22 protein-coding genes are annotated in these 26,333 nt (G+C 40.6%); 9 read left to right on the top strand and 13 right to left on the bottom strand.

Going from position 1 to position 26,333, the window contains the following annotated elements:
* Window positions 1-37: 37 nt before the first annotated feature.
* Window positions 38-883, bottom strand: a complete 846-nt coding sequence (gene accD, locus R2S10_RS16270; protein ID WP_062549979.1) for an acetyl-CoA carboxylase, carboxyltransferase subunit beta — start codon at window positions 881-883, stop codon at window positions 38-40.
* A 141-nt stretch (window positions 884-1,024) separates the two neighbouring features.
* Here accD and fbaA point away from each other — a divergent pair, with 141 nt between their 5' ends.
* Window positions 1,025-2,104 (top strand): class II fructose-bisphosphate aldolase, encoded by a 1,080-nt coding sequence (gene fbaA / locus R2S10_RS16265; RefSeq protein ID WP_265841835.1) that lies wholly within the window; start codon window positions 1,025-1,027, stop codon window positions 2,102-2,104.
* Between the two features lie 116 nt (window positions 2,105-2,220).
* Here the strand turns inward: fbaA and R2S10_RS16260 are convergent, their stop codons facing one another.
* Together R2S10_RS16260 and R2S10_RS16255 are read right to left on the bottom strand one after the other, a co-directional pair.
* Window positions 2,221-4,137, bottom strand: coding sequence for a gliding motility-associated C-terminal domain-containing protein (locus R2S10_RS16260; RefSeq protein WP_316841479.1), 1,917 nt, complete (start codon window positions 4,135-4,137; stop codon window positions 2,221-2,223).
* 172 nt (window positions 4,138-4,309) lie between these two features.
* Complete coding sequence (locus R2S10_RS16255; protein WP_316841478.1) at window positions 4,310-4,558, bottom strand: hypothetical protein; 249 nt, start codon at window positions 4,556-4,558, stop codon at window positions 4,310-4,312.
* Between the two features lie 206 nt (window positions 4,559-4,764).
* Here R2S10_RS16255 and R2S10_RS16250 point away from each other — a divergent pair, with 206 nt between their 5' ends.
* A complete protein-coding gene (locus R2S10_RS16250; protein WP_316841477.1) occupies window positions 4,765-5,190 on the top strand; it encodes a GNAT family N-acetyltransferase in 426 nt (141 codons plus the stop codon).
* Between the two features lie 43 nt (window positions 5,191-5,233).
* Here R2S10_RS16250 and R2S10_RS16245 read toward each other — a convergent pair whose 3' ends face one another.
* The 5 genes from R2S10_RS16245 to R2S10_RS16225 form a co-directional block, all read right to left on the bottom strand.
* Window positions 5,234-6,100 (bottom strand): hydroxymethylglutaryl-CoA lyase, encoded by an 867-nt coding sequence (locus R2S10_RS16245; protein ID WP_316841476.1) that lies wholly within the window; start codon window positions 6,098-6,100, stop codon window positions 5,234-5,236.
* The gene (locus tag R2S10_RS16240) at window positions 6,078-7,382 is read right to left on the bottom strand and encodes an NAD(P)/FAD-dependent oxidoreductase (RefSeq protein ID WP_316841475.1); all 1,305 of its coding nucleotides are present in this window, start codon (window positions 7,380-7,382) and stop codon (window positions 6,078-6,080) included. The genes R2S10_RS16245 and R2S10_RS16240 overlap by 23 nt, the downstream gene beginning before the upstream one ends.
* Before the next feature lie 81 nt (window positions 7,383-7,463).
* Window positions 7,464-10,424, bottom strand: a complete 2,961-nt coding sequence (gene secDF / locus R2S10_RS16235) for a protein translocase subunit SecDF (protein ID WP_316841474.1) — start codon at window positions 10,422-10,424, stop codon at window positions 7,464-7,466.
* A 113-nt stretch (window positions 10,425-10,537) separates the two neighbouring features.
* The gene (locus R2S10_RS16230; protein WP_316841473.1) at window positions 10,538-11,023 is read right to left on the bottom strand and encodes a dihydrofolate reductase; all 486 of its coding nucleotides are present in this window, start codon (window positions 11,021-11,023) and stop codon (window positions 10,538-10,540) included.
* Window positions 11,020-11,814: a thymidylate synthase gene (locus tag R2S10_RS16225; RefSeq protein ID WP_316841472.1), complete on the bottom strand. Its 795-nt coding sequence runs from the start codon at window positions 11,812-11,814 to the stop codon at window positions 11,020-11,022. Before R2S10_RS16225 ends, R2S10_RS16230 begins: the two co-directional genes overlap by 4 nt.
* A 472-nt stretch (window positions 11,815-12,286) precedes the next feature.
* On the opposite strand from R2S10_RS16225, the gene ispE reads away from it, so the two are divergent.
* Genes ispE through R2S10_RS16210 form a run of 3 tightly spaced genes read left to right on the top strand, consistent with a single transcriptional unit; the run spans window position 12,287 to window position 14,696 of the window.
* Window positions 12,287-13,090, top strand: a complete 804-nt coding sequence (gene ispE, locus R2S10_RS16220) for a 4-(cytidine 5'-diphospho)-2-C-methyl-D-erythritol kinase (protein ID WP_316841471.1) — start codon at window positions 12,287-12,289, stop codon at window positions 13,088-13,090.
* 6 nt (window positions 13,091-13,096) lie between these two features.
* Entirely contained in the window at window positions 13,097-13,513 is a 417-nt protein-coding gene (locus tag R2S10_RS16215; RefSeq protein ID WP_316841470.1) for an OsmC family protein, read from the top strand.
* A gap of 4 nt (window positions 13,514-13,517) precedes the next feature.
* Window positions 13,518-14,696, top strand: a complete 1,179-nt coding sequence (locus tag R2S10_RS16210) for a trans-sulfuration enzyme family protein (protein ID WP_316841469.1) — start codon at window positions 13,518-13,520, stop codon at window positions 14,694-14,696.
* Here the strand turns inward: R2S10_RS16210 and R2S10_RS16205 are convergent.
* The 5 genes from R2S10_RS16205 to tgt all read right to left on the bottom strand — a co-directional run bounded on the left by R2S10_RS16205 (window position 14,689) and on the right by tgt (window position 21,289).
* Entirely contained in the window at window positions 14,689-14,967 is a 279-nt protein-coding gene (locus R2S10_RS16205) for a hypothetical protein (protein ID WP_316841468.1), read from the bottom strand. The genes R2S10_RS16210 and R2S10_RS16205 overlap by 8 nt on opposite strands.
* A 3-nt stretch (window positions 14,968-14,970) precedes the next feature.
* Entirely contained in the window at window positions 14,971-17,781 is a 2,811-nt protein-coding gene (locus R2S10_RS16200; RefSeq protein WP_316841467.1) for a hypothetical protein, read from the bottom strand.
* Window positions 17,782-18,160: 379 nt separating this feature from the next.
* Window positions 18,161-19,054, bottom strand: coding sequence for a DMT family transporter (locus tag R2S10_RS16195; protein ID WP_316841466.1), 894 nt, complete (start codon window positions 19,052-19,054; stop codon window positions 18,161-18,163).
* Window positions 19,055-20,158, bottom strand: coding sequence for an LptF/LptG family permease (locus R2S10_RS16190; protein ID WP_316841465.1), 1,104 nt, complete (start codon window positions 20,156-20,158; stop codon window positions 19,055-19,057).
* Window positions 20,159-21,289 carry a tRNA guanosine(34) transglycosylase Tgt gene (gene tgt, locus R2S10_RS16185; protein WP_182959955.1) on the bottom strand — a complete coding sequence of 377 codons (1,131 nt, stop codon included), beginning with the start codon at window positions 21,287-21,289 and terminating at the stop codon, window positions 20,159-20,161.
* Between the two features lie 129 nt (window positions 21,290-21,418).
* On the opposite strand from tgt, the gene R2S10_RS16180 reads away from it, so the two are divergent.
* From R2S10_RS16180 to R2S10_RS16165, 4 genes are all read left to right on the top strand, one after another.
* Window positions 21,419-22,540, top strand: a complete 1,122-nt coding sequence (locus R2S10_RS16180; RefSeq protein WP_316841464.1) for a glycosyltransferase — start codon at window positions 21,419-21,421, stop codon at window positions 22,538-22,540.
* The gene (gene rsmG / locus R2S10_RS16175; protein WP_316841463.1) at window positions 22,531-23,163 is read left to right on the top strand and encodes a 16S rRNA (guanine(527)-N(7))-methyltransferase RsmG; all 633 of its coding nucleotides are present in this window, start codon (window positions 22,531-22,533) and stop codon (window positions 23,161-23,163) included. Before R2S10_RS16180 ends, rsmG begins: the two co-directional genes overlap by 10 nt.
* A gap of 525 nt (window positions 23,164-23,688) precedes the next feature.
* Window positions 23,689-24,780 (top strand): DNA-processing protein DprA, encoded by a 1,092-nt coding sequence (gene dprA, locus R2S10_RS16170; RefSeq protein ID WP_316841462.1) that lies wholly within the window; start codon window positions 23,689-23,691, stop codon window positions 24,778-24,780.
* Window positions 24,781-24,932: 152 nt separating this feature from the next.
* Window positions 24,933-26,294, top strand: a complete 1,362-nt coding sequence (locus R2S10_RS16165) for a pyridoxal-phosphate dependent enzyme (protein ID WP_316841461.1) — start codon at window positions 24,933-24,935, stop codon at window positions 26,292-26,294.
* Window positions 26,295-26,333: the final 39 nt, after the last annotated feature.

The raw sequence follows: 26,333 nt of genomic DNA, 5'->3' as shown, positions 1-26,333 counted from the left end.
TTTACAACTCCCACTTTTTTTATGTTTAAACTAAATATTAGTTCGCAACCATTTTAAGGAAAGCTGCAATTTTAGCTTTCATCGCTCTGCGATCTACGATAAAGTCAAGGAAACCATGTTCCTGAACAAATTCTGCAGTTTGAAATCCTTTTGGAAGGTCTTTTTTAATTGTTTCTTTAATTACCCTCGGACCGGCGAAACCGATCAAAGCTCCTGGTTCTGCGATATTGATATCACCTAACATCGCATATGATGCAGTTACACCACCTGTAGTAGGATCTGTCAATAAAGAGATGTATGGGATTTTTGCCTGACTCAACAAGGCCAATTTAGCCGATGTTTTTGCCATTTGCATTAACGAGAATGCAGCTTCCATCATTCTTGCTCCACCAGATTTAGAAATCATCAGGAATGGAATTTTATGCTTGATGCTATAGTCAATAGAGCGGGCGATTTTTTCACCTACTACTGATCCCATAGACCCACCGATAAAGTTGAAGTCCATACAGGCAATTACTAAATCCTGTCCTTCAATTTTACCTACACCTGCTCTGATTGCGTCTTTTAAGCCAGTTTTTGCCTGACTCTCCACCAAACGGTCTACATAAGGTTTACTGTCTGTGAAGTTTAATGGGTCACCTGAAGTTAGATTTGCAAATAACTCTGTGAACTCATTATTGTCAAACAATACCTGAAAATATTCCTTTGATCCTACCCGTAAATGGTAGTCGCAATATTGGCAAACGTATTTATTTTCAACCAGATCGGCACTGTGGAGTGCTTTCTTACAATTAGGACACTTGTTCCATAAACCGTCTGGCGCTTCTTTTTTTTCTTCTGTTCTTGTACTGATACCTTTTTTTTCTCTCTTAAACCAAGCCATGTTATTTGTTGAAAAATGCGAGTACAAAGAAACAAAAAAAAATTAGAACAGTTTAAGGTAGTTTTTAGTTAAAAATAATAGCCCTCAGATTTGGCCGGAGGGATATTTTTCCTAACTTCGGCATATATAAAATTATAAAAAATGAGTTTAAAAGGCTATAAAGGCGTAATTTACGGAGATGCCGTTCAGGAATTGTTTGAACAGGCTAAAAAACATCAGTTTGCATTACCTGCAGTTAACGTTACCGGTACTAACACAGTAAATGCGGTAATGGAAACAGCTAAGGCAGTTAATTCACCTGTTATGATTCAGCTTTCCAATGGCGGTGCCCAATTTTACGCTGGAAAAACATTGAATAATGACAATTTGAATGCATGTGTATTAGGCGCAGTTTCTGCAGCTAAACATGTTCATTTATTAGCTGAGCATTACGGTGTTGCAGTAGTTTTGCATACTGACCACGCAGCAAAGAAACTATTACCATGGATCGACGGTTTATTAGACCATGGCGAGAAATTCTTCGCAGAGCATGGTAAACCATTGTTTTCTTCACACATGTTAGACTTATCAGAAGAATCTATCGAAGAAAACATAGAGATTTCTGCTAAATACCTGGAGCGTATGGCTAAAATGGGTATGACTATCGAAATCGAACTAGGTGTAACTGGTGGAGAAGAAGATGGTGTAGATAACAGTGATGTAGATAGCTCAAAACTATATACTCAACCTTCAGAAGTAGCTTATGCTTACGAAGAACTGAGCAAAGTGAGTGATAAATTTACAGTAGCAGCAGCTTTCGGTAATGTTCACGGAGTGTACAAACCGGGTAATGTGAAATTGCAACCGGTAATTCTTAAGAATTCTCAGGACTTCATCAGAGAGAAATTCGGTATCACTGCTGAAAAACCTATCAACTTCGTATTCCACGGTGGTTCAGGTTCTACTCAGGAAGAAATCAGAGAAGCAATTTCTTATGGTGCAATCAAAATGAACATCGATACTGATATGCAATGGGCATTATGGGAAGGTGTTTTGGATTACTACAAAGCGAATGAAGCTTACCTTCAAGCGCAAATTGGTAACCCAGATGGCGATGATAAACCAAATAAAAAATATTATGATCCACGCGTTTGGTTACGTAAAGGTGAAGAAGCTTTTGTTAAACGTTTAACTCAGGCTTTCGAAGACCTTAACTGTAGAGACGCTAGCGATAAACTTTAGTTTGTCGTTTAAGATCTAAGCATTCAGGGGTGTTAATGCTCCTAAATAAAACGCCTGTACCATCTGATGGTCAGGCGTTTTTAATTTGTATCCATAAGGGAGGTATACTTTTGGATTTACCTCAAAATGGTAACCGGTCCAACCAATGGTTTTTGCCCCAGCTCATGTAGCTCAATCCAATAATAATAAGTGCCAACCGGCAGGTTTTTTCCTTTATATAATCCGTCCCAATTTTGAAAATTGCCTTTGGCACTGAATACTCTTTCTCCAAAACGGTTCATGACTTTTATTTCTGCATTGGGGTAAGCTTGTAATGCTTCAATATTCCATAAATCATTAATGCCATCGCCATTAGGAGTAAAAGTATTGGGTACGATCACTTTTTTGAATACTTTCACTGTGACACTGGAGTTCGCGCTTTCACAATTATTTTGGGAGCTTACGTTGAGGGTGTAGGTGGTGGTGACTAATGGGGAGGCTATCGGCGATAATTTATTGGGGTCATCCAGATGATCTGAAGGCGTCCAGAAATAGTACAGGTTATCACCTGATACAGTACCATCTAGAGTAGTAGACTCTCCTTCCATGATGACTTTGTTATTGCCCGCATTTGCAAACGTTTGTTTATATACATTGACCGTAACCGAGGTTTTATCCGTACAATAACCATTTGATACCCTGACTTCATAGGTAGTGGTGCTGGTTGGGGAAGCAATAGGGTTGCTAATATTTGGGTCCGACAACCCTGTAGCCGGATTCCATAAATAGGAAGTCCCACCGGAAGCTTGTAATTCGACACCTTCACCATAGCAGATGAAAGGATTTGCGTTAGTCACCCTGGCCACTGGTACAGGATAGACGGCAAGGTTAGTTTGTGCGGTCGAAGTACAGCCATTTAAGGTAACTACCACTGTGTAAACTCCGCTATCATTTGGCCCGGCATTGCTGATAGTTGGTGATTGTGTTGAGGATTGGAAAGAATTTGGCCCTGTCCATTCATAAGTATCCCCTGTTCCGGATAAGTCCAATTGGACATTTTGGCCTATACAAACGTTATGCATTGCAGCCAGGTTAATCGTTGGATTGGGTTTTACATTAAGGATAATGGGAACTGACCCAGTTCTACATGCGGGGGAGTCAAAATTACCGGGTTCTGCCACTACTACCCGATATTCATAAATACCCGGTGCTAAAACTGAAGGATCAATATTGATCTGCGGATTGGTTTCTGCATTGAGGTCTAACCAGTCTGTTCCATTCTTCCTCTGCCATAGATATCGTAAAGTATTGGTTCCCTCCACACTTGAGTTGATGCTGAAAGTCCCGCTTTCACCTTCACAGATCGTTTTTGTGGTTTGATTGGCCACATTATCTATGCTGGTTGTGATCTTGGTTCCACATGGTCGGAAAGTAATGTCATCAATGGCGAGATCATTTCCAACGCCACCGGGTGCATTGTTAATGATTCTGATTTTCACCCGGCTGACGCCTACTGGGGTACTGAATAAATAGCCGTATTGTTTCCAGGTAGGCTGTGATGTTTCCGGAATATCGCCAGTAGGAAAGGTGGCAATTGGCTGCCCATCCATTGCTAGCACCTGGAAGGTGAGGTTAGGCTTGATTCCTGAAAATTTTAAAAGATTGGTTACCCAAACGGCAAATTCATAAGTGGTATTTGGACATAAATCAGTAGGCACATCTGTTTCATAGAAGATGCCCGGATTGAAACTTGCATTAATCATCATGAGGTAACCGTTAGGGTCATTTGGCGTATGGTTGTCGATGTCAAACCACGCTCCTCCAGAGCTTACGCTATGCTCAATGGTATAACTCCCATCAGAAGGAGTTCCCGACCGGACATAATCATAGGTGGTTTTATTGCCTAGGGAGGGACCATAAGTATCCGTTCCCCTGCCAAAATCAATTAGCACAACTGGATCGCCAAGGCTACCATTACATAATTGTGCCGCAGCTTGCTTTGCTACAATAGCCATCAGGGAAAGCAAGAGCATTAATTTATACTTGAAATTCATTTTAATGGATGCGCAGTTTTTTCTGCGACATCCACGAATTTAAGTAGTACTTGTTCTGAACACAAATATTTGACATACAATGATTTGACTGTAAATCGAATGCAGGGTTCTTAATGTCATAATAATTTAAATTACATCAAAATAATGATGAGTAATGCTTTTTTTAAACAGATTAGCTGTTTTTCATGAGTACTTGTGGCTGATCACAAGGTTGAGGCAATCCACTGGCAATAGCATCTACCATATGTTTCATCAATTTATTGCTAAAACTATTGCTGGGGATCGAAGCTTTGTCCTTCAATAAGACCGCACAGATTTTGCCACCATTGACACATGATATTGAGGAATGTTTGTGCAATTTCCGGTAGTTATTTGAATCAAAATAATCACCGGTTCCTTTGTATACATACCATTTTTTCATATTGTAGCAGCTTTTATAAATCAAAAAGCAGCAAAAACTTTGATGGGATGCCTACTCTGTTCCAGGTTTTCGGCGGCTCCTGTTGCGGGAAATAAATCCTGTTTCTAATCTAAGGAAGTTTTTAATCGCCCGGAGGGTCAAATGACCCAAAATTACCTGCAACCAAACTCCTATTTTTAGCATATTTGTAGAAACATCAACAAGCAATGGAAACACTATTTGTAAATAAAGCAATTGGAAAAGACACATTGGACCATGTATTTGCCATTCGAAGTGTCGTGTTCGTAGAGGAACAGGGTTGTCCGCCGGAACTGGAATGGGAAAATGAAGAAGAATCAACACACTTTCTGGCCACAATGGACAATCAGCCATGTGGGGCTTGCAGGTGGAGAAAGACCGACCAAGGTTATAAGCTGGAAAGGTTTGCGGTATTAAAAGAATTCAGAGGTAAGCGAATCGGGCAGGCGCTCGTAGCCGCAGCTTTGGCAGATTTACCTGCAGATGCACATTATATTTACCTGAATGCACAATTGGCTGCCATGCCTTTATATGCTAAATTCGGCTTTGTAGCAGAAGGACCGCAATTTGAAGAAGCAGGATTTCAGCACTTTAAAATGGTGAAAAAAGCATAAAGCCTGCTGAAGAAGAGTCAGCAGGAATAAAAAGAAAACTTATTTAAGTTAAAAATATCTGATTGGAGAGCTGCACCGCAGCTTTCCATTGCTGCATATCTAGCCCTAAGCATTCTCCTTTACTTTCCAGAAACCAGATCAGATCTTCGGTAGCAAGATTACCAGTCAGGTCGTCGGTAGCCATAGGGCAGCCTCCAAAGCCTTTTAAGGCACTATCGAAGCGATAGCAACCACTTTCATAAGCTGCCTGTATTTTTTCAATACGCGTCTCAGGGGTGCTGTGTAAATGGACGCCAATCTCTACCTGATCAAAAGTTTGGATCATTCCAGGTAAAATGGCCTTTATTCTTTCCGGAGAGGATACTCCAATGGTATCTGATAAAGAAAGGATTTTGACACCCAGACCAGTCAACACATCTGCCCAGTATAAAACGATCTCTTCGTTCCATAAATCACCGTAAGGATTTCCGAATCCCATCGACAAATACACCACAGCTGTTTTATCATGGCGGTTACAAAGCTCCAGCATTTGCTTCACTGTATCGAGGGAAGCTGCAATGGTGGAATTCGTGTTGCGCATTTGAAAAGTCTCAGAGATAGAAAAAGGAAAACCGAGCTGATGGATCTCCGGGTACTGAATAGCAGCTTCTACACCCCTTAAATTAGCCACAATGGCCAATAACTTGGACTTTGTAGTACTCAGGTCGAGCTTGGCCAGTACTTCCGCTGTATCTTTGAGCTGAGGAATGGCTTTCGGACTCACAAAACTACCAAAATCAATGGTGTCAAAACCCACCTGTAGCAGCAAGTTGATGTAGGCTGCTTTAAGATCAGTAGGGATGAAATCATGGATGCCTTGCATGGCATCCCTTGGACATTCTATGAGTTTAATTGACTTTTGCTGGTTCATGCGGTACTTTCTTATGGTAAGGTCTGATAATTAATCTGGTGCCACGATCGTAGCTGAAATAACTCCAAACCCAGTTTACAAAAACCACGAGTTTATTTCTAAAGCCAACGAGTGTCATCAAATGTACAAACATCCAGGTAAACCACGCGAATACCCCTTGAAATCTAACGTTATGTAAATCTACAACGGCCCGGTTTCTACCTACCGTAGCCATAGCGCCTTTATCTTTGTATTTGAAAGGAACAGTGGGTTTGTTTTCAATTGTCCTCATTAAGTTTTCAGCCAGCTGCCTTCCTTGTTGTATCGCTGCAGGGGCAACCCCCGGATGGCCATTAGGAAATTCTTCGGTGATCATGGCTGCTACATCACCTATCGCATAAATATTGGCGTAACCATCCACCTTATTGATTTCATTTACTTTCAATCTGTTCCCACGAACAATATCCTCCGGATTCAAACCATCCAGTATAACACCTTTTACTCCAGCAGACCAGATGACGTTTGAAGAGCCAATCTGCTGTCCGTCTGCCAGGGAAAGCATTTTACCATCAAAGGACTGTACCCTGGATTCGGTCATGATGTTTACGCCAAGTTCTGTTAGAAACAAATGGGCTTTACGGGAAGCTTGGGGAGACATGGCACCGAGTAATTCCGGAGAACCTTCAATCAGGTAAATACGGACTTTATCGATATCCAATTCCGGATAATCACTTTTTAAGACGTGTTTTTTAAGTTCGGCAAGTGCCCCGGCTGTTTCTACACCAGTAGGACCACCACCTACTACTACAAAAGTGAGGAGTTCGTTTGCGGTTACCGGATCAGGGGCAATCTGTGCAGCTTCTAAATTCTGTAGGATGAGGCTCCTGAGGTTTAAGGCTTCAGGAATAGATTTCATGGGCATGGCATTTTCCTGGATTTGGTCTTGTCCAAAGAAGTTACTGGTAGAACCTGTTGCAATCACCAAATGATCATAATCAATAGTACCAATACTGGTCTGAATGGAATTATTTAAAGGCTGCACCCCATTTACTTCTGCTACGCGGAAAGTCAGGTTCTTTTGCCCTTTAAAAATCTTGCGGAGGGGGAAGGCAATGGAATCCGCTTCCAGTCCGCCGGTAGCCACCTGATACAACAATGGCTGGAAAGTATGGTAGTTGTGTTTATCTACCATGATTACTTCTATCTCTTTATCTCTTAATTTCTTCGCTAATTCTATCCCACCAAATCCGCCACCTACAATGACTATTCTTGTTTTGTTGCCTTTCGGGAAGTGTTGCTCCATAGTATTTAAGTTTCTTGAATATATTGATAACAAAAAAGGCACCCAAAAAGGGTGCCTTTAATCAATAAATATTTAGATTTCTTATTTTTTATTTTTACCTAAATCAATAACGATAGGGGTAGAGATACACAATGAAGAGTATGTACCGATGATACGACCGATCAATAGTGCAAAGATAAATCCGCGGATACTTGCGCCACCGAAGATGAAGATCACAAGTAATACGAAGAATACTGTTAATGAAGTCAAAATAGTACGACTCAATGTGCTGTTTAGGGCAAAGTTGATCAGTTGATTACGTTCTTCACCATGTAGATCTTCTTTTCCTGTTTCCGCTAATTTCTCACGGATACGGTCAAATACAACTACAGTTTCCGTCATGGTGTAACCCATTACCGTTAAGATCGCAGCGATGAAATCCTGACCAATCTCTAATGAGAATGGAAGTACACCGTCTAAGATCGTGTAGAAAGATAGTACTAATAACACGTCATGGAATAACGCGATTACCGCACCTAAACCATAGTTCAGTTTCTTGAACCTTACTACGATATAGATAAACATCACTAAACAAGAGAACAATATTGCTCCGTAAGCTCCGTAAACGATGTCACTTGCAATGATAGGACCTACCTTCTCGTTACTTTCAATTTTATAAGGAACACCAGTTTTAGATAAACCATCATGAAGGGCTTTTTCTACTAACTTATCTGCACCATTGTCTTGATCAGTGATGTGGTAAGTAGTGGTGATTTTTAATTCGTTGTTTGCACCAGCAGTTTTCACTACAGTTTCCGATTCAGGGAATACCGAAGCTAATTTCGCTTTTACATCTTCCGTTTCCATTCCTTTATCGAAATGAACGATATACGTTCTACCACCTTTAAAGTCGATACCTAAGTTCAATCCACCATTTTTGAAGTAGAAGATGAAACCTAATACGATGATCACAGTAGAGATTGTGTAATAAAGTTTTCTATGACCTACGAAGTTAAACGCGATGTTTTTGAAGGCATGAATAGTGTATTTATTACCGAAAGTAATGTTTGCTTTTTTCTCTAATAACCAATCGAACACTAAACGTGAGATCAATACCGCACAGAATAATGAAGAAAGGATACCAATACAAAGTGTTGTTGCAAAACCTTGAACCGGACCAGTACCGAAGATGTAAAGGATTGCACCTAATACGAATACAGTAACGTTTGAGTCAATGATAGAAGACATCGCATGTTTGAAACCTTCTTTGATTGCTACCGGAGTTGGTTTACCTAAGTTCAACTCTTCTCTTACACGTTCGAAGATCAGGATGTTCGCATCTACGGATAAACCGATTACCAATACGATACCTGCGATACCTGGCAAGGTCAATACTGCACCCAATGAAACCAGGATACCCATGATAAAGAATAAGTTGATCACTAACGCAAGGTTAGCTACCCATCCTGCTTTATTGTAATATAAAGCCATGAATACTAAGATCACCACGAAGGCAAGTACGAAAGAGATTAAACCATCATGGATTGCCACTTCACCTAGAGAAGGACCTACCACGAATTCACCAACGATTCTAGCTGGAGCTGGAAGCTTACCTGCTTTTAAGATATTGGCTAAATCTTGTGTATCATTTACTGTGAAGTTACCAGTGATAGAAGAGATACCGTTAGGGATTTCGTTCTGTACTGTTGGAGCAGAGTAAACCGTGTTGTCTAATACAATTGCAATAGATTTTTTGTTGTTTGGATCTGCTGCTGCTTCTGCAGTAATTTTTTTCCATTTTGTAGCACCGTCACCGGTCATGTACATGGTAACTTCTGGTCTGCCTTTCTGATCGTAATCATGACGGGCATCGCTGATTGCATCACCACCTAAATCTGGTTTGCCATCCATTGAAGTTGCTTTGATTGCATACAATTCAAAGATCTTAGCACCACCAGTAGTCGAAACGTCCATTGGTTTAACACTCCACATGAACTTGAAGCTCTGAGGAATGATAGAAGCTACTTCTGGTCTCTTGAAATAAGCATTTACTTTAGCAGTATCTTTTTGAGCTACCCAACCTACAACAGGACCCGGACGCAATGAAGTTTGTCCGTTTTCACCTTGGTAAGTAGGGATGTTTAATACAGAGAATAATGGGTTAGATTTTGCAGCATCTTTGTTCTTAACCGCTGCGGAATCTTTAGTGTCTTTATTTTTAGCAAGACCAGCCAATTTACTTTCTGATTTAGCAGCAGCGGTATCTGTACCAGCTGTAGCAACTTCAGTAGTTTTTAAAGTAGAAGCTAAGGTCTTGTTGATGTTTTCCAATACTGGATATACTTCCTCATTGTTGTATACCTGCCAGAATTGTAATTCTGCAGATCCTTGCAATAATTTGTGAACCCTTTCTTTATCCTGAACACCTGGCATCTCAATCAGGATACGGTTAGTACCTTCTTGTTTTTGCATGTTAGGACTTACCACACCGAAACCATCGATACGGCTTCTGATGATCACGAAGGAACGGTCGATTGCACTTGTTGCTTCTTTAGACAAATAGCTTTTAACTTCTGAATTGCTGGCGTTAGCTTTAAGCAATTTAGCGTTGTCCTGATTTGAAAAGAAGTCAGCCAATTTCACATTCGGAGAAAGTTTCTCAAACTCATCAACAAATAAAGCGATGAAATCTTTTCCACCAGCATTAAGTTTCTCTTGAGCAATTGTCAATGCTTTGTTGAAATTAGCATCATCAGGATTACCAGCTAATGACTTAACCAGTTCAGATAACGAGATCTCCATCGTTACGTTCATCCCACCTTTAAGGTCTAGCCCAAGGTTAATTTCTTTTTCTTTACAGAACTGGTAGTTAAATCCAAAAACAGGATAAACCGGCACTGTGGCCATAGAATCTAAATAAGCTTTTTCCTTATCTAAGTCTCCTTTGGCATAAGCCTTTGCGTCTTTTTCAACTTTCGAAGTGACAAAGTTGAATGAGAGAGAATACACACAGACAATACCTAGTAGTATTGCCATAAATTTAATAAAACCTTTACCCTGCATTTGTTTGTAATTATTAGTCTATATAAGCTATATATTTTTTTAACAAGTCGGCAAATCTAATTATTTTTTTAAATAATAGACTACCTTCTTAATTTTTTATTATGGGAGCTTAACTATTTGCGTTCAAGTGTTGAAAACGTATAAGCTACCTTGTTTTTTTCATCTGGAAGATGCTTTTCTGTACTGAGCTGGTTCCATTCTTCCAGATTAATTTCCGGAAAGAAAGTGTCTGCTTCGTAGGTTTGGTGTACTCTGGTCAGGTAAATCCTGTTTGTAGCGGCTAAAGCGTGGTTGTAGAGTTCTGCACCACCGATGATGAATACTTCTTCTGTACCTTGGCAAAGCGCCAGTGCTTCCTCCAGGCTATTGGTAATTTCTGTTCCTGGTAACTCAAGATCGCGGTTCCGGGTAATCACAATATTACGTCTGTTGGGAAGTGGCCTACCGATAGAATCATAGGTTTTTCTCCCCATGATGATGGTGTGTCCACTGGTAATGTCCTTGAAATGTTTTAAGTCTGCTGGCAGATGCCATAACAATTGGTTGTCTTTACCGATGGCATTATCTTCGGCAATGGCGACTACAATGGAAACGATCATACGGCAACAGCTCCTTTAATGTGAGGATGTGGTTCGTATCCTTCAAGGTTAAAATCTTCAAATTTAAAATCCATCAGGCCTTTGACCTCCGGGTTAATCTTCATGAGCGGTAATTTTTTTGGCTCCCTGCTCAATTGCAGTCTGGCCTGGTCTATATGGTTATTGTATAAATGGGCATCACCAAGAGTATGAACGAAGTCTCCGTATTCGAGTCCGCATACCTGGGCAACCATCATGGTTAATAAGGCGTAAGATGCGATATTAAACGGAACTCCCAAAAAGATATCTGCACTTCTTTGGTACAATTGACAGCTTAGTTTACCATCTGCCACATAAAACTGGAAAAAGGCATGGCAGGGGGGTAGGGCCATTTCTTCAATGTCTGCAACATTCCATGCAGAAACAATAATCCTTCTGGAGTCCGGGTTGTTCTTGATGGTGTTGATGATCTGACTGATCTGATCAATCTTACGGCCATCTGGTGTTGGCCATGACCTCCATTGAGAACCATAAACCGGTCCAAGGTTGCCATCAGCATCTGCCCATTCGTCCCAGATCTTTACCCCATTATCTTTCAGGTATTTGATATTGGTATCTCCGCTTAAAAACCAGATCAATTCGTGGATGATAGATTTCAGGTGTAATTTCTTGGTAGTCACCATTGGAAAGCCTTCCTGAAGGTTAAACCTCATTTGATAACCAAATACGCTGATGGTTCCGGTTCCGGTGCGGTCATGTTTTTGTGTGCCATGATCCAGCACGTGCTGCATTAAATCTAAATATTGTTTCATGTATTGTGACCAGCTTTTTTTGTCGGCTAGCGACTTTTGCAAGATAGTATTTTTGCAAGAATCGCAGGATGTTTTTTAGGAAAGGAGCCGAGTTCTCTCCATCAGGCTGTGTATGGCCAGCGCAAAAGTAAGTATTTTAACAAGAAAATAGCGGCGGTATAGTAAGGGTATAACAAGGGGTTGCCATATAGTTGGTATATAGTTGCTATATGGTTGGTATATTCAGGAATATACCAACCATATCCCAACAACATCTCAAGTATATGGCAACAATATACCAAGGCCTTACTATTCCCTTAGTATACCTTTTGTATGTTCTTTCCAAATTTGGACGCTTATCTGATGTGAAAAAGACTTAAAAAAGGTGTGCTATAGCCTTTTTCTGAGATTAGCAGGCAGTTTTTCTGTATTTTTAATTAATCCATAAAGGGAAAAATTGATTTTGTAAGTTTGTCCTACAAAACCAGACTGGATGCTTGCCTTTGCGAATGCTAAAATTAACCTTGGGTTACAGATCACCGGAAAACGTGCGGATGGATACCATAACATTGAAACCGTGTTTTATCCGGTTAAGCTTTACGATGTTGTCGAAACGCTGGATGCGGCAGTTTTAAGCTGTACAGTTGCAGGAGTTGCCGTTCCTGGAGCGGCAGAAGATAATATTTGTCTGAAAGCCTACCAGCTGTTAAAACAGGACTTCGACCTCCCTCCACAGCACCTTTGTTTGCTGAAAAATATTCCGGTAGGTGCAGGATTAGGTGGCGGTTCTGCTGATGGTGCTTTTATCATTAAACTCCTAAATGATAAGTTTAAACTTGGACTGACTATTTCTCAGATGGAGGATTATGCCAGAAAACTGGGTGCCGATTGTGCCTTTTTTATTAGAAATGAGCCTCGGTATGCGGAAGGAAAAGGGGATGAGTTTACTGAAATTCAGGTAGATCTGTCGGCTTATTTCCTGGTATTGGTGAAACCAGACCTCCATGTTTCTACTGCAGAAGCTTATGCAGGAATAATGGTTGCAGACACTGGGACATCGGTAAAAGATTTAATACATTTGCCTTTGAGGGAATGGAAAGCGAATCTGAAAAATGATTTCGAGGCTTCTGTGTTTTTGAAGTACCCAGAAATCGAAGCGATCAAAGTGCATCTTTATCAGCAAGGTGCCATCTACGCCGCCATGAGTGGTAGCGGATCTGCGGTATATGCCATTTTTGAAGCAGCAGTGCAACTTCCTGAACTTGAAAGAACCAATAAAGTATTTTATAACGTTTAGTGAATTATGGAAATCAACCTGATAAGAAAGAACGATAAATTTAATTTTGAAGCAGAAAATTCTAATGGTTTTAAGGTAGAATTGGATGCAAAGCCGGAAATCGGTGGTGAAGGTAAGGGTTTCCGCCCAATGGAGATGTTGCTGATCGGCTTAGGCGGATGTAGTGGAATCGATATGGTGAATGTCCTCACTAAGCAAAAAGAACCACTGGATGATGTGAAAATCAAAATCAAGGCAAGTAGAAAAACTGAAGAAATGCCACCGATATTTGATGTGATCAACATTCATTTCGAGCTGTATGGCGCTTTAAATGTGCAAAAAGTAGAACGCGCATTGGCACTTACTTTCGATAAATACTGCTCAGTTTCCAATATTCTTGGACGCTCAGCAACCATCAACTTTACATATACTATTCATCAATAACAAAATGCAAGAAGAGAATCAAGAAGAGAATTTCGAAACCCTGGCCATACGCTTACAAGCCGAGAGAACCCATTTTAAAGAGCATTCTGTGCCCTTGTACCTGACTTCAAGCTATAAGTTTGACGATTCAGAAGAAATGCGCGCTTTGTTTGCAAATGAAAAGGAAGGCAACGTTTACAGCCGTTATGCCAATCCGAATACTTCTGAATTAATTGATAAGATGGCCGTTTTAGAAGGTGCAGAATCAGGATGGGTAACGGCAACCGGTATGGCTGCAATCTTTACCACCTTTGCTGCTTTCTTAAAATCTGGCGATCATGTGCTGGCCAGCAGATCTGTTTTTGGATCTACACACCAGTTACTGAATAATATTTTCCCTAAATGGGGGATTTCCTATACCTACGCGGATCTGGATAAGCCGGAACAAATGGAGCAGGGAATTCAAGAGAATACAAAAATCATTTTTGTAGAAACACCTTCAAATCCTGGAATCGATATTATCGACCTTGAATGGTTGGCGAAACTGGCAAAGAAACATGGGATACTATTGGTGGTAGACAACTGTTTTGCTACACCATACCTGCAACAGCCCATTAAATTGGGTGCTGATATTTCTATCCATTCTGCAACGAAATTTATTGACGGACAGGGGCGTACACTTGGTGGCGTGATTTTGGGTTCGCATGAGCTGATAGGAGAGATTGAAGCCTTCGCCAGACATAGTGGTCCGGCAATGTCGCCTTTCAATGCCTGGTTATTGTCCAAAAGTTTAGAAACCCTGGCTGTTCGCATGGACAGACATTGTGAAAATGCAATGAAAGTAGCGGAGTTTCTGGAAAGTCATCCCCGCATTAAAAAAGTGAGGTATCCATTCCTGCCATCTCACCCTCAGTATGAAATTGCTAAAAAGCAAATGAAACAAGGTGGTGGTATTGTGACTTTAGTGATCGAAGGTGGTGCAGCAGCTGCAGGTAAGTTCATGGACAACCTGAAAATGTTCTCCATCTCTGCAAACCTTGGTGATACCAGGTCTATTGCTACCCATCCTGCAACCAGTACTCACTCCAAATTAACGGAAGAGCAGAGGTTGGAGGTTGGTATTGAACAAGGATCTGTTCGTTTGTCTATTGGTCTGGAACACATTAATGATATCCTTGGAGATATCAAACAGGCACTTAACTAATATAATCGCGATCTTCATCGCTGATCTTTTTTTTGAGGTCCTCAGGAGTTTCCTGGGGACTTTCTTTATCATAGGTACTGATGGTAACTTTTGGTCGCCCGGCCATATAACCCAATATAAAGCCGATGAAAGTACAAACCCCAATCACTAAAAGCTTAGAAACTGGTGCCTCTGTGAAGATGAAATCAAAACTGACAGGATCGGTATTGATCATTAAAAAGACAGTAATGAGGACAGTAAAGATGATGATGGAAATGGTTTTCGCACGCATGGGTTAAAAGCTATAATTTAAAATTAGTTCTAAGATAGGATTTTGATGATAGATTTTATTCACAAAAACCACTCTGGCTCCTACATCAACCACCGGCTGGTACCGAAGTAAGTTCATACTACTACGCAATTCGAAGCCAAAAGTTTTGGGTTCTGCAAGATTTGTATCTTCTCCAAGGTTCTCATAATGACAAAATAATCCAGCACGAAGGTTTCGGACATAAGCCAAAGCACCCAGTTCCGCATCAGGGAAAGCAATAGGGAATCGGTAGTTTAATAATAAAGTATTTTTCAAGGTATTGATGGCTGTAATGTTGTTGTAGCCATAAACTGTATTGATTTGCTGGTCGTATTTTCTAACCCCTGAACTGCGTTGAAAGCTTAAATTGGCAAGAAAGGAGTGATTTCTGGCGAAGCCTGGAAAATAAAAAAAGCTTTCCGCAGCAAAAAGATCACCTGATAATTGCGCGTCAAATGGTTGATGCAGGTAGGTGAATCTGAGTACCTGTGCCCATTTCGGGGCAACATCCCTTTCCGATTGTCTGATGGAATGTGTAAAGCTAAAGCTATACTCCAATGGGAATTTCAATGTCGTGATGTAGTTGTTCGGCATGTTTTCCGGACTGTACCTTTTGGTATAGCTGCTGGCTGTAGTCAGGGAGAAGTTGTAATTGTGGTTTAAAGCGTTCAGGCTGAAGGGTACAGTAGCGGCAAAACGCAGATCATTTTCCCGCCATTCTCCCAGTTCGATTCCTGTAGAACCGCTGTAAAAGGCACGTCTGGGTCTGTTGCGATAAGTGGCGCTCAATACCGGGTAAAAGCCTTTGTAAGTAAAACCTGCATTGTATTCGAAACGGCCAAGGTCCCGGAAGTAATTGACACCTGCAAAAACATTCATCGTATTGAGGAGGTTGTCGGAGTTAATTTGTAGACCCCCACGATATTCATTTTCAATGACCGGATTGATACTGTGTACCTGGAACAGGTCTTTTATGCCACCATAAGGCTTCGTCACATAACTGCTGTCGGGGATGTTAGTGAATACGGTACCTGTGTTTTCTTGTTTTGCTGCTGCCGCGCCCAGAAAAACAAAATTATTCTCTCCGATCGCCTCCGGTTGAATCTTTGCTTCTGCAACTTCATAGCCCGCAATTCCATAGTTATTGAAAACCATCAATTTTTCATCGGCAGAAAAAGCAGGATTGAAAGCACCGTATTTTGCTGCGCTCAGAGCGCTTATCTTTTTTGAGTCGAGTTCTATGTAGTAGATGTTGTCAATTCCGTTGTAATGGGCGTTAAAAGCGATTCCTTTGGAAAAGTAAACCGGTCTGCTCAGTTGTTGTTGAGATTCAGGGATTAACACCTCCGTTTGCCCGGTACGGTTGGTCTGAAGCAGCGCCTTTCCTTGCTCTGTAACCGATATAAAAGCGATTGCTGTTCCATCCGGACTGAAGGATGGAGTTTGTAGGATGTGGTTATCTGGATTCGGATAGCTGTAGAGGATTTTTCCGGTTGTGGCATCTATTTCAACCAGGTTGGCCTGATTGCTCAGGTCATACTGTACTGCAATTACCTTTTTCCCATCTGCAGATAGGGAAGGGGAGAAGAGCCTGCTGCGGGAGCTGAGTTTATGAACGCGGCCACTTTCCAGATGGTAGCTACAGATCACGCTATAACTTCGTTGCTTGTACCTCGGGTCATAACGGATTTCGTCCCAAACCACTACACCATTGGCATAGCTGAACCAGGCTTGTTCCTGTGGTCCGATAGCAAGTAGTTTTTTTTCTTTTTTGTCGGCGTCAATGAGTACAAAATGAGGGGGTTCTCCTTTACTTTGTTTCAGGGCCAGGGTTTGCTGGTCATTAATTTTTACAGGTAGGAAGTAACTAGTCGCAAAATCCGATGTCGCATTTAGAGGGGCATAGGCTTTGGAAGGTGTTTTGCGTGCTTGCTCTGTCCATTCTGCCCTCAGTTTCTCCGTATTTGCACGGAACCACTCTGTAGTTCCTTTTCCAGTATATTTCTTCAGACTATTGGAAAAAGGGTAAAGACGAACCGGACGGTGTTTGATATCTGTCAAGACACTGTCGAATACATACTTCCCGGAGTTTTCCCGAATGCGGGAAGTTAAGGTATAACCGAGTTGGTAATAACCAGGAGTCAGGTCTTTTTCAGAGTCAAAGTTGGACTTGGTATAGGAGTAGTTTTTTCCCTCTAGTAATTGTGTTCTATAGGGCATGATCCAGCTGGGAATTCTTCCGCGACCGGCATTGGTTAATGAGGTTTCTGTACTTACCGCATCCCCCTCAAAATACCAGAGTGGGAAGCTAACGCCAAGCCATGCAAAGTATACTGTTTCCGGAAATGGATGTGCCTTTCCACCAGTGAGTTTGTCGAATTGTGCAACATGACGAAGCTCATGAACCGCCAGGTTATTGAGCCAATCCTGACTGTCGAATTGCTGTGGAGGCGTGGTGTAAAATTCTGATTTTTTTGGAGCCAATTGTACAAAGCCATTTGCAATGACACCCCTGTTTTGTAGAACGATTGGAATGCTGGCTTTTCGCTGCCCAAGACTCGCACCTACATAAGGATAAATGTGGGTGATGGTATTCGACATTCGTTGCGCTTCTTTTTCTAATTCTATAGGATAAATAATCCTAAAACCTGTTGCATTAATTTGCCTCCATTTTACACTAAGTGGGTTCTGTTCAGTGCTGAAGATCTGAGCAAAGCTTTTAGGTATGGTTAAAGTTAATAGGGATGAAGTTATGATGCTGATTATTAGCTGTTTATTTTTCAGTGATCGCTTCATTATATGGTTGTACTAAAATGTTTAGTTTTCTTAGAGATTTTCAAATCGGATTGGGTTGATCTTTGATTTTAAATATTTATAGTTATTTTACTGAATTACAGTTGGTTGTGTTGTATTGTTTTGAATTTTCTTAAGTTTTTCACTGAATTTTTGATGATTTTTACTGGTTTTTTATAGCTATTGAAAAAAAATAGTTTTCTCCGTATTTACTTTTAGTAGTTCCTTACACTATTGGATTATAGATATCTTCCATCCTTTTGGTTAAAAGTACAGGTGCTTATCTTCCTTTTAGTGTTTAATCTTCAGGTATTTCGGCGGGAATATAGGTATTTTTTTGGAGATGGATCGGCTGTTTTTCAGCGAAGTAAGAAGCGTTTCCTTAATTCAGGTTCCTACGTTTTTGGTAAATTGGGTATAAGAAAACGGCACCGATAATCAGGCTGGCTCCGGCATAAAAACCCAGCGACATGGTTTCTTTTGTGCCAAAGAAAAGGAAAGCCAGAATGATCCCATACACGGGTTCCAGGTTGGTGATGAGTGCTACCCGAAAGGCAGATAGCGTGCGCATGACAGAGACGCCTGCTACATAAGCAAGGGCAGTGCAAATTGTACCCAAAAGTAAGAGATAAGACCAATCTGAAAGACTCAGGTTAAACTGTTCGGTCATTAGAGATTGGTCGAATAAACGATAGAGTGTGATCCAGAAAACTGCGCCAGCCATCTCATAAAAACCGATGATTTTGGGATCGCTTTTCTGCACTAAGGTAGAATTGATTGTAGAGAATAAGCTGGAAGCCAGGGCAGACAATAAGCCCATAATGATACCTAAAGTATAGCCGGACTCGAATTTAAAGATCAAATAGATCCCCAGGATGATGATCAATCCGATGATGACATCTGGAACGAGGATGGGCTTTTTTTTGATTAAAGGTTCTAAAATCGCAGTAAATAGCGTAAATGATGAGAGGCAAACCAGGGTAACGGAAACGGTGGATACCTTAATGGCATAAAAGAATAGAATCCAGTGTAGCGCAACAATGCTTCCGGTGAGGAAGAATTGTATAAATTGCTTCCTTGTAATCTTTAAGCTTGTTTTTGAGCAGAGAAAGTAAATCAATAAAGTGAAGCTGGCGATCAATACCCGGTACCAAACCAATTGTACGGCATTAATAGAAATTACCGCACCAAGAATACCGGTAAAGCCCCAGATAAATACGGTGGCATGTAAGATGAACAGGTTTCTTTTCGGAGAAATTTGAACCGGTTCTATCACTTATTTTGGTGCTTTTCTAAGTAAATAGTAGCCTAGTAAACCAAAAAAGATGGTAGGTGCCAATACGGCAAAGAGCGGCGAAATACCTCCTTTTAAAGAGAACATCTTGGCAAACTGGTTCAGTAAAATATAGCAGAAGCTTAAGATAATCCCCATTCCGAGTGGTAATCCTACTCCTCCACGAACTTTTCTGGAAGATAGGGCGACCCCAATCAGGGTCAATACGAATGCAGATAATGGCTGTAAGTATCGCTTGTAGCGTTCAAATAAAAGGTCGTTCATAATACCCGAACCCCTGATTTCTTCCTTTTTAATCTTTTCTGCAAGGTCTTTGTTAGACAGGTTTTCGAAAATATTGTCGTAAGCAGAGAAATCATCAGGACGCATATCCAGCACGGTATCTTTCGTCTTACTGCTTCCATTAACCATGGTTTCTTTTAAACCGTCGATGTTTCGGATGGAATAGTTGGTTAGCTTCCAGGAGCGTTTCAGAGAATCCCATTTGATCTCTTCCGCAACAATCTTCTTAGTCATCACATCTCCTTTAAAGTTATCTAATGAGAACTGTGCCCCGGTTTTAGTCTTATTGTCAAAGCTCCTCATGTAGATGTAAGTTTTCGCATCCAGTTTCATATGAATGTCGGATTTACTACTTGGATCATTCTTCTTTATGAAGTTGTTTTCGAAGCTGTTCTTAATCTGGTTGGTATAAGGAAGAATGTACAGGTTGGAACCCAGGTTGGCCGCAAAAATGATAAATGCGGAGACGAAATAAGGAAGGAGAAAGCGGTTAAAGCTTACTCCTCCACTTAAAATAGGTACAATTTCCGTCTGATCGGCCATTTTCGCCGTAAAGAAGATCACGGCAATAAAGTTGATCAGGGGAGAAAGCATATTGACATAAAATGGAATAGATCCGGCATAATACAGGGAAACCACTTGCCAGAAGGTCAGGTTATTACCGAGAAAATCATCGAGTTTCTCTGAAAGATCAAAGATCACAATGATGACCACGAAAAGCGTCAGGGTATAAATGAATGTACCCAGATACTTACTGATAATATACCAGTCGATGATTTTAATCCTGCCTTTTAAAAAATCCATTTATAGTTTGTTACCTAATATGGTCACCATTTTGTTTTTCCAGGCGTAAAACTCGCCACTGATGATTTTCTCTCTGGCTGTATTCACTAACCAAAGGTAGAAATGAAGGTTGTGTAAGGTCGCAATTTGTGCGCCCAACATTTCCTTGGAGTGCATCAGGTGTCTTAAGTAAGCCTTAGAATATACCTGATCCGCATATAAATCACTTTCTGCATCAATAGGAGAGAAGTCGTCTGCCCATTTTTTGTTGCCTATGTTGATGATCCCGTTTCTGGTAAACAACATCCCGTTTCTTGCATTTCTGGTTGGCATTACACAATCAAACATATCTACACCTAAAGCGATGTTTTCCAGGATATTGATTGGTGTACCTACGCCCATTAAATAACGAGGTTTTTCGTATGGTAAGATGTCGCACACTACTTCAGTCATGCCGTACATCTCTTCTGCCGGTTCTCCAACAGATAAACCACCAATTGCATTTCCCTCGCGGTCCATACTGGCAATAAACTCAGCTGATTTCTTTCTTAAATCCTTATATACAGAACCCTGTACAATAGGAAATAAGGTTTGATTGAAGCCATACTTAGGTTCTGTGGTATCAAAGCGCTTGCAGCAACGTTTTAACCAGCGGTGAGTCATGTTAATAGAGTTCGCCGCATATTTATAATCACATGGGTATGGCGTACATTCGTCAAATGCCATGATGATATCCGCCCCGATTGTACGTTGGATGTCCATCGCATATTCTGGCGTAAATAAGTGTTTTGAACCGTCGATATGAGAGCGGAATGTTACTCCTTCCTCCCTAATCTTATTTACTTTACTCAAGGAATAAACCTGGTAACCTCCACTATCCGTAAGAATCGGACGGTCCCAGCCAATGAATTTATGCAATCCACCGCTTCTTTCAATAATGTCTAAACCTGGTCTCAGGTATAAATGATACGTGTTTCCAAGAATAATCTTGGCGTCAATATCTTCTTTAAGTTCTCTTTGGTGAACTGCTTTAACAGTCCCGGCTGTGCCTACAGGCATGAAAATAGGGGTTTGTATGTCCCCATGATCTGTTGTTACTGTTCCTGCTCTTGCCTTTGAATGTGTATCTTTTGCCTGTAAGGTAAATTTCATAAATCTGTATGCTCCACTAAAATCTGCCAAAAGTAGCAAAAATAACGCTATAAATGGCCCTAATTTTTTATCCACATAAAGGAATTTACAGATTAAAAACCTGAAATTTGGAGGCTACAAAATTATAACGTGGAATTAACCTTACTAGAAACTTGCCTTCTGGGCGCATTTATCTTCTGTTTCCTAATACAACTATACTTTAGCCTGTTCGTTCATCTGAAACTTGCATTTTATCCGGTAGAACCTATCCCTGAAACGGCAAAAAAACCTTTAAGCGTGGTGATCTGTGCCAGAAATGAAGTCGAGAACCTAAGTGCTTACTTACCCTCCGTGTTGGCGCAAAATTACCCTGATTTTGAGGTGATTGTAGTGAATGATAGGTCCTGGGATGGTACCAGACAACTTTTGGAAAACTTTGCTGCACAACACAGACGATTGAAGATTGTGACGATTGGTGAGGGAGAAAAATTCATTGCCGGAAAGAAGTTTGCGGTAACAATGGGGATCAAGGCTGCCTCCAACGATTGGTTGGTATTTACGGATGCCGATTGTCTTCCAGCCTCAGAAAACTGGTTGATGGGCATGCAGCAAAGTGAAAATCCAGAGGTCGATATTGTTTTAGGTTATTCTCCATACCTTAGAAAAAGAGGGATTTTGAATGCTTTAATTCGTTTTGAAACCTTTTTTACTGCAGTAAATTATTTGTCATACGCCATTAAAGGGATGCCTTACATGGGAGTAGGACGGAATATGGCCTATAAAAAGACGCTTTTCTTTAAGAATAAAGGTTTTGCTGCACATATGCATATTCCTTCCGGGGATGATGATTTGTTTGTGAATGCGAATGCAACCGCAGCGAATACAGAAATCCGGATCAATAAGGATGCACAGGTATGGTCGGAACCAAATACAAGCTGGGGGGGCTACCTGCGACAAAAAAAACGCCACTTCGGTGCAGGGAAGTTTTATAAAAGCAAGCATAAGTTCATTCTTTCCTGTCAGATTATCTTTCAATTCCTGTTCTACGCTTTCTTTACGGCATTATTGTTCTTTAAAGCCACGTTATACCCTGCATTGGGGGTATTAGGACTGAGCATTCTGATCCGTTGTTTTATCTATCCCCGCATTTTAAAGCGGCTAAATTATAGTGATTTAAGGTGGTGCTTTCCAATTCTGGACATTCTCTTATTCATTTTCCTCGTGTTTAATGGCATTCTGTCTATATTTGTAAAAAAGGTAAAGTGGAAATAAGATCAACGCTAATACAAGAATATTTTAAAGATCTGACTGAGGAGCAAATTGCTCAATTCGATCAGTTATATGATTTATACAGTTTCTGGAATGCCCAGATCAATGTGATCTCCAGAAAAGATATCGAAGAACTATATGTTCGCCATATTCTTCATTCTTTGGGAATTGCTAAGTTTTGTACGTTTAAGCCTGGAACAACAGTGCTGGATGTAGGAACTGGTGGTGGCTTTCCTGGAATTCCGCTGGCTATTATGTTCCCGGAAACACAGTTTCACCTGGTAGATTCCATTGGTAAAAAGATTAAAGTAGTGACGGAAGTTGCTGCAGGTCTAGGCCTGAAGAATGTTAAAGCTAGTCATCTCAGAGCAGAGCAGGTTACTGATAAATACGATTTTGTCGTGTCCAGAGCGGTTACCCGTCTGATTGACTTCTATCCATGGGTAAAAGATAAATTCAATAAAAACTCCAAGAATGCAATTGCAAACGGAATTCTTTACTTGAAAGGTGGTGATCTGACAGAAGAAATTAAAGAAACCAGATTGAAAGCTGAACTTTATCCGCTTTCGGATTACTTTAAAGAAGACTTCTTTGAAACGAAGTTTGTCGTGTATATTCCTCAATAATTAAGGTTCTTCTCTTTGTAAGAGCTAAGAAAAAGCAGTGACTCTTTTCATCCCCGAATATTTACTGAAGGGCAAATCTTCGAATGTCTTCAAAGAGCAACTGCTTTTTTTTCAACATGCTACATGCGGTTCATCGCAAGAAAAACGAAGGTAAGCACGCAGTTACTTTCATTATTCCGTTCCTGATTTGTTTTTGCCTTTTAGTTTGTCATTACCTCTCCATTTGATTTTGCACTCAAGTTATCATCAATCTTAGTTTTATTCCTGATTGGTTATTACCTCCCAGTTTGGTCTTGCCCCCCAATTTGTCATTGATCCCCAAAATCTGTTGAGAAGAACAGGCCTTTCAAATTATGTAGTACTTGTGAGTAAAAAGAGGTTTTGCAAAAATCGACATAGGAAGTTTTGTGCTTCTTCAGCGCAAAAGATTCCAGTCGATGTTGCTGAAACCTCTTTTTACAACCCGAAGGACCAAAATTTCAACAGGCATGGTGATAATCCAACAGATAACACATAAGTTAGCTTATGAGCTTAATTTATAAAATCGCCCTGACCATGATTCAAAATGTGGGGCATATCACCGCTAAACATCTGTTAACCCGCTTTATCACACCAGAGGCGATTTTTAAGGCGACTAAGCAGGCATTAATGGAAGTGCCTGGCGTAGGTGCGATTACTGCACAACATATTTTAAGTAAAGAGGCGCTGAAGAAAGCCAGGGAACATTTGAAATTTATAGAGAAGTACCAGGTCCAGGTTTTGTTTTATACCGACGATAATTATCCCTTTCGGTTAAAGAATTGTGATGATGCCCCAATCTTATTGTACTATCGTGGGACTGCAGATCTTAATCACCCACGTATAGTGAGTATAGTAGGTACCCGTATGGCAACCAGCTATGGTAAGCTGCTCTGTAAGCAACTTGCAGAGGTATTGGCACCTTATGGAGTGTTGGTGGTCAGTGGTCTTGCTTATGGGATCGATGTGAATGCTCATCAGGAAAGTTTGTCCCATGGTATTCCTACAGTAGGGGTGCTGGCGCATGGACTGGATCGGATGTATCCTCAGGTGCATGGGGCAATCGCTAAGAAAATGTTATTGAATGGTGGTTTGTTAACGGAATTTCCTCCTTTTACGAATCCTGATAAGGAGAATTTTCCTAAGCGGAATCGCATTATAGCGGGGATTTCAGATGTGACCATAGTGGTAGAAGCGGCATCAAAAGGAGGGGCACTTATTACTGCTGATATTGCCAATTCTTACCATAGGGATGTTTATGCTTTCCCGGGAAGGGCTACGGATCCTTATTCTGAGGGTTGTAACTTTCTGATTAAGACTAATAGGGCCGGGTTGATCAGTCATGCGAAGGACATCCCTTATTTTTTAGGCTGGGAGGAGCCATTGTTAAAACCGGTTCCCGTTTTGGAAGAATTACCTGAGGAGCTTAATCCGTTGGAAATAAAAATACTGAAGCTGTTGAAGGTTTCGGATTTGGATATCGATCAATTGTCCGGACAATTGGCCCTTCCACAAAGTCAGTTGTTATTGCATTTATTGAACCTTGAAATAGAAGGCTTGTTGGTTTCTTTGCCGGGGAAGCGCTATCAACGCTGTTAGGTTATTCTTTCCTGACCTATATAATAGATGGTATAGAAGTCTATCGGACTGGTAGATTAAAATATTATTTTGTTTATGTTTGTTTTGTAATATTAAATATTGAATTATGATTTATAAATAAAATTCTAAGCGTCAATTTGTATTTTTGTAACATGTGGTACAATAATATTTTGGAAACCATTGGTAATACGCCATTGGTAAAATTGAATAACATTACAAAGGAAATTCCGGCTACGGTATTGGCAAAAATCGAAACCACTAACCCTGGTAATTCGATTAAAGACCGTATGGCACTTAAAATGATTGAAGACGCGGAAAAAAGCGGTAAGCTTAAACCGGGTGGAACGATTATAGAAGGAACCTCTGGGAATACCGGAATGGGTCTGGCTATGGCGGCAATTATTAAAGGCTATAAATGTATTTTCACAACTACAGATAAGCAGTCTAAGGAAAAAGTAGATGCTTTACGTGCTTTTGGTGCGGAAGTAATCGTTTGTCCGACGAACGTAGAACCTGAAGATCCAAGGTCTTATTATTCAGTTTCTTCGCGTTTAGAACGTGAAGTTCCTAATTCATGGAAGCCAAATCAATATGATAACCTGGCTAATTCACAGGCACATTATGAGCAAACCGGACCAGAAATCTGGGCACAAACAGAAGGTAAGATCACACATTTAGTGGTAGGAGTAGGTACAGGTGGTACCATTTCTGGTACAGGAAAATACCTGAAAGAGCAGAATCCTGATATTAAGGTTTGGGGAATTGATACTTATGGCTCAGTATTTAAGAAATATAAAGAAACAGGGATTTTAGATAAAAATGAGATCTATCCTTACATTACTGAAGGGATTGGGGAAGACTTCTTGCCAAAGAATGTTGATTTTGACGTTATTGATCTTTTTGAGAAAGTAACAGATAAGGACGCAGCTTTGATGACACGTGATATCGCACGTAAAGAGGGTATTTTTGTTGGAAATTCAGCAGGATCGGCAATTGCCGGATTGTTGCAGTTGAAAGATAAATTGAAGCCTGAAGATGTGGTAGTGGTGATCTTTCATGACCATGGTAGTCGTTATATGGGTAAGATGTATAATGAGGATTGGTTGAGAGAACGCGGTTTCCTTAAGGATGAGAAGCTGACTGCAAGGTCGATTCTGGCGAAGAAAGAAACTACAGAGATTGTAACTATTGATTGTGAGAAGAGCATTTTAGAGGCCATTAACAATATGAATACTTTAAATATCTCTCAGATTCCAGTTACTCAACAAGGAATGGTAGTAGGTAAGGTGGCTGAAAGTGATATTCTTAAAGCACTTTTAGAAAATCCTTCTTTAAAATCAGCTCCGGTAAAAGAGATTATGTCGGCTACTTTCCCTTTTGTAGATATGAATACTTCAATTGATAGGATCTCCGGATTGATCAATAAAGAAAATTCTGCGGTATTGGTAGAGGATGAGCAAGGTAAGATTGAGATCATTACTCAGTATGACATCATCAATGCGATTTCGGGATAGGTTACAACCGAGCTGAAAGCGTATGTATTAAGCATAAAA

Origin of the sequence: Pedobacter gandavensis (genome assembly GCF_032678745.1) — a bacterium.
GTDB lineage: Bacteria > Bacteroidota > Bacteroidia > Sphingobacteriales > Sphingobacteriaceae > Pedobacter > Pedobacter gandavensis_C.
Note: the sequence above shows the minus strand (reverse complement) of the source record. Positions and strands in the feature narration are given on the sequence as shown.

Coding starts and splice junctions, on each gene's coding strand:
- R2S10_RS16205 (WP_316841468.1), bottom strand. CDS start 14,967: ATGCGTGCGAAAACCATTTCCATCATCATCTTTACTGTCCTCATTACT.
- tgt (WP_182959955.1), bottom strand. CDS start 21,289: ATGAAATTTACCTTACAGGCAAAAGATACACATTCAAAGGCAAGAGCA.
- R2S10_RS16260 (WP_316841479.1), bottom strand. CDS start 4,137: ATGAATTTCAAGTATAAATTAATGCTCTTGCTTTCCCTGATGGCTATT.
- R2S10_RS16240 (WP_316841475.1), bottom strand. CDS start 7,382: ATGGAGCAACACTTCCCGAAAGGCAACAAAACAAGAATAGTCATTGTA.
- R2S10_RS16255 (WP_316841478.1), bottom strand. CDS start 4,558: ATGAAAAAATGGTATGTATACAAAGGAACCGGTGATTATTTTGATTCA.
- accD (WP_062549979.1), bottom strand. CDS start 883: ATGGCTTGGTTTAAGAGAGAAAAAAAAGGTATCAGTACAAGAACAGAA.
- R2S10_RS16215 (WP_316841470.1), top strand. CDS start 13,097: ATGGAAATCAACCTGATAAGAAAGAACGATAAATTTAATTTTGAAGCA.
- R2S10_RS16190 (WP_316841465.1), bottom strand. CDS start 20,158: ATGGATTTTTTAAAAGGCAGGATTAAAATCATCGACTGGTATATTATC.
- R2S10_RS16230 (WP_316841473.1), bottom strand. CDS start 11,023: ATGATCGTTTCCATTGTAGTCGCCATTGCCGAAGATAATGCCATCGGT.
- R2S10_RS16250 (WP_316841477.1), top strand. CDS start 4,765: ATGGAAACACTATTTGTAAATAAAGCAATTGGAAAAGACACATTGGAC.
- R2S10_RS16165 (WP_316841461.1), top strand. CDS start 24,933: ATGTGGTACAATAATATTTTGGAAACCATTGGTAATACGCCATTGGTA.
- R2S10_RS16245 (WP_316841476.1), bottom strand. CDS start 6,100: ATGAACCAGCAAAAGTCAATTAAACTCATAGAATGTCCAAGGGATGCC.
- R2S10_RS16200 (WP_316841467.1), bottom strand. CDS start 17,781: ATGAAGCGATCACTGAAAAATAAACAGCTAATAATCAGCATCATAACT.
- fbaA (WP_265841835.1), top strand. CDS start 1,025: ATGAGTTTAAAAGGCTATAAAGGCGTAATTTACGGAGATGCCGTTCAG.
- ispE (WP_316841471.1), top strand. CDS start 12,287: ATGCTTGCCTTTGCGAATGCTAAAATTAACCTTGGGTTACAGATCACC.
- secDF (WP_316841474.1), bottom strand. CDS start 10,424: ATGCAGGGTAAAGGTTTTATTAAATTTATGGCAATACTACTAGGTATT.
- dprA (WP_316841462.1), top strand. CDS start 23,689: ATGAGCTTAATTTATAAAATCGCCCTGACCATGATTCAAAATGTGGGG.
- R2S10_RS16210 (WP_316841469.1), top strand. CDS start 13,518: ATGCAAGAAGAGAATCAAGAAGAGAATTTCGAAACCCTGGCCATACGC.
- R2S10_RS16225 (WP_316841472.1), bottom strand. CDS start 11,814: ATGAAACAATATTTAGATTTAATGCAGCACGTGCTGGATCATGGCACA.